This is a genomic window from uncultured Nitratireductor sp., assembly GCF_913053745.1.
Classification (GTDB): Bacteria; Pseudomonadota; Alphaproteobacteria; order Rhizobiales; family Rhizobiaceae; genus Nitratireductor.
The window spans coordinates 64,568-74,027 of the sequence record NZ_CAJXGF010000003.1 but is presented as its reverse complement, the minus strand read 5'-3'; the positions used below and the strand labels follow the sequence as shown (position 1 = coordinate 74,027).

Here is a 9,460-nt window from a genome sequence, read left to right as displayed (position 1 = left end):
TGGCCGATACGATCGGACTGTCCGATGCGCAGGTGGCGGCTCTAACGACGGACAACTTCTTCCGGTTGTTCTCCAAGGTACCGCGGGACGTCACGCAGTGAGCGACACTCTGCGCCTGACGATTTTGGGATGCGGTTCCTCACCTGGAACACCGCGCATCACCGGCGATTGGGGCGCGTGTGATCCAGGCAACCCGAGGAATCGGCGACGGCGCTGCGCAGCAATGATCGAGCGTATCTCTGCAAGCGGCGGCACAACACGGGTTGTGATCGATACCGGCCCCGATTTTCGGGAACAGATGATTGCAGCCCGTGTCGATCGACTGGATGCAGCCGTTTACACGCATCCTCATGCCGATCATATTCACGGCATCGACGATTTGCGCGGTTTTGTGATAAATCAGCGTCAACTCATGGATATCTATGCAGACAAGCCGACGCTGGAACGTCTCAACGAGGCGTTCGGCTATTGCTTCGAAACACCACCGGGCAGCAATTATCCACCAATCCTAAAAGCACATCCGATCAATCACGATCAGCCGTTTTTTATCGATGGCGACGGCGGTCGACTGACGTTTCAGCCGCTGCCGCAAATTCACGGTGATATACTATCGCTCGGCTATCGCATCGGCGGTTTTGCCTATTGTCCCGATGTCAGCCAGTTTCCCGACGATACGCCGGACCAGATCGCAGGAGCCGATGTTCTGATTATCGATGCGCTCCAGTATCGTCCACATCCAAGCCATTTCTCGCTTGCCGAAGCGCTCGACTGGGTCGATCGTCTTAAACCGAAGCGCGCAGTGCTCACGCACATGCATATTCCGCTGGATTACGAAACCGTGCTGCGTGAAACACCGAAGGATGTCGAGCCAGCTTTCGACGGCATGGTGATTGAGATTCCAGTGGAGGAGAAAGACACTCGATGAGCAAGAGCATCAAGCGCGTCCAGGCGGCTGCCGAAGCAGCCGAATTATCCATAGAGATCAAGCGTATGGGCGAATCCACGCGAACAGCCGAGGAAGCCGCAAGACAATGTGGGTGTACCGTCGCGCAGATCGTGAAGTCGCTGATCTTTCAGGGCGAGGAAAGCGACAAGCTTTATCTCTTCCTGGTGTCCGGTGACCGCCAACTCGATATCGCAAAGGCGTCGGCTCTTGTGGGCGACGCGCTCAAACGGGCCGATCCACGGCATATTCGCGACGTGACCGGCTTTGCCATTGGGGGTGTATCACCATTGGGGCAACCGGACGATGTTGCGCGGTACGGCGATCAGAGGCTTCTCGACTTCGAAATCGTCTGGGCCGCAGCAGGCGCACACGACGCCGTTTTCTCAGCGGAGCCCGAACGTCTTTTCAAGGCAGCCGGGGTCGAGAAGGCCGATATCTCCACGTGAGAGACACGTGTTTCTGAAATACCGGACCATTTCCGCACTCGAGAAAGTTCCATAATCTATCTTATGCAACTTATTGACATGGGAACATTTGCGGAAGAGCTGAGAGAACGGCGACGGCCGTCACCACTACATTACTCGCCCCTACCCGAACTGTGTGTGTCTCATGTCTCAGGCGGTGGTGCGTGCTCGGCCATGGCGAGGCGTGTTTCTCGCAATGCGCAGTCGCGAGCCTGAACCACATCTCATACTGGACGCAGGCAGGCATGGCAGGAAAGTGAACGCGCGTTGTCCGTTTCCGGCGGAAATTCACCTCGGACACGCCGCTGATCGGTTTTTCTATCGGCCACTGCGACCTGCACATCTCCGAAGAATGCACCGGTCACGAGATTTCCCCAACCGTTATCCGCATCTCACCACTCATGCTTTCGCCCGGCGCCAGTTTGATCAGTCCGCCAAAATTGGGGTGATGAAAGCCGTTTGCGGTGTGGCTCATCGGTTCGAAACAAAGGAAAGCAAAGTCCGGAGGCGGTGAAAAGAGCATGTAACGTGAAAACACAGAATCGGCCTCGATGGTTGCGAGCAAGCCATTTTCAGGCCAGTTGAGAGCCGCAAACCGGTCCCACCCCTCAAAGCAGTTGTTGAGCCCGTAATGGGGAAGCTGTCGCGCCTTTGAAAAGTCAACCGTGTCCGGAAGCGGTTCGTTTCGATCCGGCACATGATAGTCGTCTTCCGTCCACCAGGATCTGGCCGAGGCCTGAAGGGTCATCTGCGGCGTACGGGGAAAGTAAGGGTGGAAACCCAGTCCGAACGGCATGGCGTGGCGTGCCCGGTTCTCCACCTCCAGCCTCATCGTCATGCGGCTGCCGTCAAGCGTAAGGCGCTGTGTCGCTTCGTAGGCATATGGCGAGCGCGCATCATCGGTACGCCGCAGGGTGAGAACGATCGCATCAGATGCGCTTTCGGTAACCGTCCAATCGCTGAGCCATCCTTCACCGTGCAGATAAAACGGAGACGCATCGTTTGGTTCGAATGAGTATTCGCGGCCTTCGTAAGCAAACGCGTTGCCGCCAACTCGATTCGAGAACGGGACCATTGGAAAACAGGCCGTATCCGTCGGAGCGAAGGACGCGCCCTGCCCGGCAAAGGGCCGGAGAAACGGGCGACCGTTCCGATGATACCCGTCGAGCACCGTTCCGAAGCGCGGTGAGACGCGAACGCGCAGATCCTCACTTCGCATTACGATAATATTGTCCACCGTCACTCCTTCGGTTCCAACCGACGCAAACAGGCATACAGCAAGCAGTTCGTTGAAGCCACGGCATCGGACAGAAGAAAGGGGCTTGAAGTCAACGCTCTCCAAGGCTTCGGCTGAACTGTGCCGTAATCGGGGCGAGAAAATAGCTTATCAGACGACGTTTTCCGGTGATCGCATCAACACTGCCGGTCATGCCGGGCCGCAATACCAGACGGCCAGATGGCGACGGCAGTGAATCGGTATCCGGCTTCAGACGCACGATAAATCCCCAGCGGCCGGATGTTCCCATTTCTATGGCATCGGCAGCTATGTCGGTGACCGTGGCCATCACAGCGCCAAAACGCTCCGCCGGATACGCGTCCAAACGGATGCGTGCTTTCTGGCCAACCTCCAGAAAGCCGCTATCTTCGTTGGAGAACAGCGCTTCCAGTTCCAGTTTGCTGTCTTGAGGCACGATCTGCATCAGATCCTGGCCGGGCTGAACGACGCCTCCGATGGTCGAGACCTTGAGCTGCTCGACTGTACCGGAGACCGGAGCCGCCAGACTGGCGGCGGCAACCCGTTCGTCGAGCGTGCGACGTTCCTGGCGTAGTGCGGCCAATCGCGAGGCAATCTCGTCACAACGCTGCAGCGCCTTGTTGCGGCTTGTACTGAACAGACCTGCCCGCTCCGTTTCAAGCACAGACGCTTCCGCGTCCGTCTGCGCGATCTGGCTCTGAATGACGCTTCTTTCGCTTTTCAATTCGTCATAGACCGAACGCACTTTCAGATATGCCTCGCGCGAAGATATCCCGTTTGCCATGAGTTTTTCCGCGGCGAGCAGACGCTCCTGCTGAACGGCCAAGGCCGCATCGGTCTGAACGATCTTCCCCTTTAAAACATCGAGCGCTTTGCGGTTGACCTCGATACGGGCATCGGCGCGGGCCACATCGTCCGCGAAACTCCTCAACTCGGCGGCGAGCATACGCGCTTGTGTGGCTTGGAGACCCTTATCGTCGACATTCTCTCGCAAACTTGCCAGACCGGGCGTGTCGCGAGAGCCAAACACCCCTTCCCTCATCTGAAGAATACCGGACAGGAATGCAGCCCGGCGCACATTCTCTCTTTTCAACCGGCTTTCTTCTTCGATCAGCCTCATTCGTTCCGCGCGAGCGGCGGTCGCATCGAGTGTTATCAACAGATCTCCCCGCTCAACCTTCGCGCCATCGCGAACGAGAATCCGTGTGATGGAGCCGGCATACTCGGCCTGCACCGTCTGGACTCGGTCGAGCGGCACGAGCCGAACCGTTCCACGTGCGGTAATCTCCACATGCATGACGCATGCCGCGATCAGCATGACAAAGAACACGGCAACGCTGAGAAGGGCCGTGGCGTGTAAGGTCGGTGACGAAAGACCCGGCTCGTCATGGATGCGCATTCGAGCCTCCCACGGCGAAATCGATAACGTGATCCGCGCCCGAGAACATGTCAGGCCGGTGTGTGATGACGATGAGCGTTCGCACGCGCCTTAGCTGCATGAGCTCATGCACCAAACGACGCTGCGCGGCATCATCGAGTGCGCTGGTCGGTTCGTCGAGTATGAGAATGGACGGATTCTGCAATATGGCGCGTGCGATCGCCACGCGCTGCCGTTGGCCGCCGGAGAGCGCGGCACCCCGCTCGCCGACCGGTGTGTCGAGGCCCTGGTGCAATCGCCCGGGTAAATCGCCGGCAGCGGCGATGCACAGCGCATCCATCAGTTCTGCCTCGGAGGTCTCCGGGCACTTGAGCATCAAGTTTTCGCGCAGGGTTCCGGAAAAAAGATACGGCTCCTGGGGCACGTAGACGATACGCGAGCGGACGCTTTCCGGTTCGAACGTCGAAAGCGCCGCACCGCCGATGCATACGGCACCGCTTTGCGGAGTTTCCAGTCCTGCGGCGAGTCGTCCAAAGGTGGATTTTCCAACGCCCGACGGGCCAATCACGAGCGTGCAGGTGTAAGGTTCTGCGGCGACAGTCACATTATGGAGCACGGGTTCTTGATCCGGGGCATAAGCAAAGGTTACCGAACGGAACTCGAGACGCGGTTCGACTTCGGCCGGAAGGGTGTCTCCTTGCCCGAAAGGCTCACGGGGGCTGCGCAATATGTCGCCCAGGCGCTGACGGGAAACGCGAAGATTTTGCCAATCTTGCCAGAGCTTTGAAAAGCCGGCGATGGGCGCGGCAATCTTCTCGGCGATCAATTGAAATGCAATGAGCTGACCAAGTGTGAGCTCTCCGGCAAAGACCTGTTGCGCGCCGATATAAATGACAGCAATGAAGACGCCTTTCTCGCAGAGAGTGGCCAATTGACCGCTGACGGCGTTCATCGTGTAAACCCGTCGGGAAGCCTGCAGTGTTTGCGAAAGGGTCTCACGCAGGCGCGACAGCATAACGGCCTCCGCCGTCAGCGCTTTCACCGCAGTCATGCCTGACAGATTTTCGACCATCCGTGCCTGATGGTGCGAACCGGCATCGAATTGAGCCCGCAGGCGTTTTCTCAACAGCGGCCCGACGACCAGATAAAGCAGCGCTTGAACCGGTAACGCGGCGGCTACAACCAGTGTCAGTTTGCCTGAAATCGACAAAAGCACCGCGATGTAGATCGCGATAAAGAACAGGTCCAGCGACGCCCCGGTGGTTACGCCGACAAGAAACGCGCGAATCGTGTCCGTTTCACCAATCCGAGACAGGGTTTCGCCGACTGGCCATTTACGGAAATGCTGTAAGGGTAATCGAAACAAATGATCGAACAGCCGCGCCCCCAGTTCCGAAGTAAGCCGGTTGGCCACGGAGACGCCGAGAAATGCCGCGAGAAGGCTAAACCCGGATTGAAAAAGATTCGCGCCGATCAAAACGATGACGACGACGATTAAGGACGCTTCGCGCTGGAACGGCAAAATCCGGTCAATCACGACCTGAAAGACAAAGGGTTCCAGAAGTCCGATCAATCGGACGCAGATGGCGAGAAAAGTGAGTTCCGCATACAGCGGAATATGCTTGCGCAGCGTCGTGCCGAACCACGACAGCGGAACGCCATCATCGGACGCAGAAGTGCTTTGTGTCATTGAATGGAACAGCCAGTCAGATGGCGCTGGACGGTGGCAGGGGCCGCAAGACAATTTGCGGCCCCTGCCCTGTCAGCGCTGAGAGTTTAGCGCCGCGCGGTGCGTCTTAACGCAATTTCGGATCAGGCCACCGCGTCGTCGATCACACCGCCGATAAGCCCGCCGACGGTGTTCCCGACCACGCCACCGACTTCCGCGCCGGGAACGCTGCCGAAGACCCCCCCAATAGCGCCTCCAAGAAGAGCACCGACGATCGAACCAACGCTCGTTGCCACACCTTTGGTTGCCCCGCCGCCACCAAAACTGACGGGAGACTGTATATCTCCGCCATGAAAATCGAATTCTACAGACATTGATAACCTCATTTTTCAAAATCACTTTTGAGTATTAAGCCGGAGAACCGGCGGTTGAACCGATGCGCAATATTCATCGGCATGCACCCGATGCGACGTGCATCGAGAACATTCTTCCCTGACCGCGGACGGAGAAAGAACGCCGTGCGGGCCCGAATGATCAATTATCCCGAGCTTCTCCAGTGCTTGACGTTCCGGAGCCTACCGTCGGGGTGCCTGCGGACGCTGCTTGCGCGCCTGCCTGGAAAAATGTTTGTCCGCAAGTCTGCGATGATCTCACGGGATGTGCCGTAGGGCGCGATGAAGTCGTTGAAGAACAGGTTGTCGCCACTTCTCCATTCGCCACGCTCCAACGCTCGTCCTGTGTGAGTGACCGAATACTCCGTATCGTCGTTCAATAGCGCCCAACTGACGAATCCGGTCGGAATCCCGTCATGCGTCAGATAGAAGCGCGCCTGACCGAGCTGCAAGGGCGGCAATATCTCCACCTCCAGGTATGCCCGATAGGAAAAGGCGTGATGGCTCGGCGACCGAGCAAGAAGCTCGAGCACGTAGCCCATGCCGGCATAAATATCGATGGTGCTCACGGAAACGCTCCCCCGGCCGACGGTGGCTGCGACATTCGACGCAGGCGCGCCGTCACTTCTGGAAAATGACGCTCGAGCGAGGACAGCAATTGCGGCAATCTTTCCATGTCGGCAGCGTGGCATTCGATCGGGCACGCCTCGCCTGCATCTTCATCGCATCCCCACGTCACGTATCCCATCGGTACTTGCTGGCGGTCGAGCGCCAGAAACAGACTCTGGGTCTGCATACATTTCAAAAGAAACGCGTAACGTTGCGCAATCGATTCTTCTGCCCTCTCGCCCGCCGGATCTTGAAGATCGATCAGCAAGATGCTTCCCATCTGCCGATAAAGACAGACAGATCTCCCGCCACCGCTGCGCATCACCGGCAGAACGAAACGTTGCGGTAAAATTTGAGCTCGCTCGAGACAGCGAGCCAGCAAAGCCGGCGCCTGTGCTCCGCCACGAAAGAGCCCGGCGAGTTCTTCGCCGCTCCACTGCCCGTTAATCGAAACAGCCAAAAGGCGGGCAATCGGATAATTCCACCCGTAGTCATAGATCTCACTCCCCTCATTCAATGCTTTGCCAAGCGATTTCAGATGCTTGCCAAAGTAATGGGAATTGTCCTCGAACCAGGCGCGCTCCAGGCATGGCGATAAAACTGGCTGCGATCGGCGCACCCAGTGCAAAAGCGCCAGCTCTCCGAGGAACGCACACACTTCCCGCGCCAAAGGCGGCATGGTCGAACCCGCTGACCCCACAATCTGCAAGGCGTGTGAAAACTCGTGCGCTACCGTGAGAAGGTCGGAAGCTGTTCCGCGGTACGCGCAGCTGACGAAGGGCAGACGCTTTCCTGCGCGATCATAGGTAAAGGGCTGCACCGGTTTTTCCAGCTGCGGTTCAAGGCAGCGTGGAACGCGCTTTTCGACAAAGCGAATCATCCGTTTGAGCTCGGGTATGGCGGCGTTTAGTGCGGCAGCCGAAAGCGCCCAGGCCTCTTCGGAAGACAGGCGCGGGACCTCTGCTTCGGGAACCGTCGCGATATCGGGGAGAAAAATCGGCAGTTCGCGATCAACTAAATTTCGTCTGACAAGCATCTCATCGATGCAGTTGACTTCAAGCCAATCAGAAAAACAATCATCCATGGGAGCAAAATTTGCGATAATATTTATTATAAAAAATCACTTCAATCAAATCTGAACTTAATAAGCAAATGTGGAAATATTTTGGAGATTTCATGGATTTTATATCGTTGAAATACCAGTTAACGAAGCGAATTTTTTCTTTTGTATATTATCTCATCTCGGCGGAGCTAACCATTAAATTTGATCCGCCGTCCTTCGCCATCGCTGGAAAACGGCTGGGATTATGCTTGCGTCCCCCGTTTCGTTGCTTATATACGGGCCAATCCTGAATGATCAGGTTGAGCATCTGCTGGTTGGAGAGGACGCCATGTCTCAAGACGCCCTTTTCCAATTGGGGATGGATTCAGTTGTACTGAACACCGCCCAAAAGGAAGAAAGCATCACAGCGCAGCCCGCATCTGCGGATTGCGACGACAAGGATCACTTTATCGAGAAGGATGGCGTTCTGTGCGCCGGCTCTCATTTCATTGTGGATCTCTTCGAGGCCGATCGTCTCGATGATCTGCCCTACATTCAACAAACGCTCATCGACTGCGTTAATGCAGCGGGTGCGACGTTGCTGCATATTCACCTGCACCCGTTCGAGCCGAATGGCGGGATAAGCGGGGTTGCCGTTTTGGCGGAAAGCCATATCTCGATTCATTCCTGGCCCGAGCGGCATTACGCAGCGCTGGATATCTTCATGTGCGGCGATGCGCAGCCGGAGCGCTGCATCGATGTTTTGCAAGAAGCGTTTGCGCCCGGACGGATGGACGTGAACGAGTTGCTGCGAGGGCGGAACGCGTGAGCGGACGCAAGACCATATCGGAGACCCTGCATGACGGTGTTGGCATGGTTTTCGATGTCGATGAAGTGCTCTATGAGGAAGGCACGGGACATCACCAGCTCGCCTTGATCCGAAACGCGATTTTCGGCAAGGTTCTGGTGCTCGACGGGGCGGTGCAGGTCACCAGCAGCGACGAGTTCATGTATCATGAGATGCTTGCGCATGTGCCCCTCGCCGCACATGAAAATCCCAAAGACGTGCTCATCATCGGCGGTGGCGATTGCGGCCTTGCGGAAGAGGTGTTGAAGCACAGACGTGTCGGCACCCTCACCCAGGTCGAAATCGACGCTTCCGTACTCGATTTCTCGCGGGAACATTTTTCGGACTTCAACGCGCCGGTGTTCAACGATCCGCGTTTCCAGGTGGAGATCGCCGACGGGGCAGCCTTCGTAGCGCAGACGGAACAGCGCTTCGATGTCATCCTCGTCGACTCGACGGATCCCACCGGCCCCGGTGCGGTTTTGTTTACGGCAGAATTTTATCGGAACCTGAAGCGCATCATGCGTCCCGGTGGCATCGTCGTCACTCAAAACGGCGTGCCATTTCTTCAACCCGACGAATTCTCGGACGCGATGCGAAGGCTATCTTCCGTGTTCGAAACGACAAGTTGCTATCTGGTCTCCGTGCCCACCTATTTCGGCGGACATATGACGCTCGGATGGTCAACGGACGCACCAGACACGCTGTCGATCGGTGAAGAGATACTGGTCGAGCGCATGGCAGGGATCGAGACGCGGTATTATACACCCGCGCATCACAAGGCAGCCTTCGCGTTGCCGCGCTTCATCGAGACATTGCTCCATGAGGCTTCGAGATGACAACGGGCCTTTGGGCCCG

General features: G+C 57.1%; 10 protein-coding genes. 4 read left to right on the top strand and 6 right to left on the bottom strand.

Annotated features, from left to right (window positions below; all coding sequences use genetic code 11):
- The first annotated feature begins 97 nt into the window (after positions 1-97).
- Together QZ638_RS01390 and QZ638_RS01385 are read left to right on the top strand one after the other, a co-directional pair.
- Entirely contained in the window at positions 98-925 is an 828-nt protein-coding gene (locus QZ638_RS01390) for an MBL fold metallo-hydrolase (protein ID WP_295806003.1), read from the top strand.
- Positions 922-1,392, top strand: coding sequence for a YbaK/EbsC family protein (locus QZ638_RS01385; RefSeq protein WP_295806000.1), 471 nt, complete (start codon positions 922-924; stop codon positions 1,390-1,392). Before QZ638_RS01390 ends, QZ638_RS01385 begins: the two co-directional genes overlap by 4 nt.
- Positions 1,393-1,771: 379 nt before the next feature.
- On the opposite strand, the gene QZ638_RS01380 is transcribed toward QZ638_RS01385, so the two are convergent.
- From QZ638_RS01380 to QZ638_RS01355, 6 genes are all read right to left on the bottom strand, one after another.
- A complete protein-coding gene (locus tag QZ638_RS01380) occupies positions 1,772-2,647 on the bottom strand; it encodes an aldose 1-epimerase (RefSeq protein WP_295805999.1) in 876 nt (291 codons plus the stop codon).
- Between the two features lie 91 nt (positions 2,648-2,738).
- A complete protein-coding gene (locus tag QZ638_RS01375; protein WP_295805997.1) occupies positions 2,739-4,064 on the bottom strand; it encodes an HlyD family type I secretion periplasmic adaptor subunit in 1,326 nt (441 codons plus the stop codon).
- The gene (locus QZ638_RS01370) at positions 4,051-5,733 is read right to left on the bottom strand and encodes a peptidase domain-containing ABC transporter (RefSeq protein ID WP_295805995.1); all 1,683 of its coding nucleotides are present in this window, start codon (positions 5,731-5,733) and stop codon (positions 4,051-4,053) included. The genes QZ638_RS01375 and QZ638_RS01370 overlap by 14 nt, the downstream gene beginning before the upstream one ends.
- A gap of 122 nt (positions 5,734-5,855) precedes the next feature.
- A complete protein-coding gene (locus QZ638_RS01365) occupies positions 5,856-6,086 on the bottom strand; it encodes a hypothetical protein (RefSeq protein WP_295805993.1) in 231 nt (76 codons plus the stop codon).
- A 164-nt stretch (positions 6,087-6,250) separates the two neighbouring features.
- Complete coding sequence (locus QZ638_RS01360) at positions 6,251-6,673, bottom strand: toxin-activating lysine-acyltransferase (RefSeq protein WP_295805991.1); 423 nt, start codon at positions 6,671-6,673, stop codon at positions 6,251-6,253.
- Positions 6,670-7,797 carry a hypothetical protein gene (locus QZ638_RS01355; protein ID WP_295805990.1) on the bottom strand — a complete coding sequence of 376 codons (1,128 nt, stop codon included), beginning with the start codon at positions 7,795-7,797 and terminating at the stop codon, positions 6,670-6,672. Before QZ638_RS01355 ends, QZ638_RS01360 begins: the two co-directional genes overlap by 4 nt.
- Positions 7,798-8,020: 223 nt before the next feature.
- On the opposite strand from QZ638_RS01355, the gene speD reads away from it, so the two are divergent.
- Positions 8,021-8,584: an adenosylmethionine decarboxylase gene (gene speD / locus QZ638_RS01350; protein ID WP_366936192.1), complete on the top strand. Its 564-nt coding sequence runs from the start codon at positions 8,021-8,023 to the stop codon at positions 8,582-8,584.
- Positions 8,581-9,441 carry a polyamine aminopropyltransferase gene (gene speE, locus QZ638_RS01345; protein WP_295805988.1) on the top strand — a complete coding sequence of 287 codons (861 nt, stop codon included), beginning with the start codon at positions 8,581-8,583 and terminating at the stop codon, positions 9,439-9,441. Before speD ends, speE begins: the two co-directional genes overlap by 4 nt.
- The last annotated feature ends 19 nt before the right edge of the window (positions 9,442-9,460 follow it).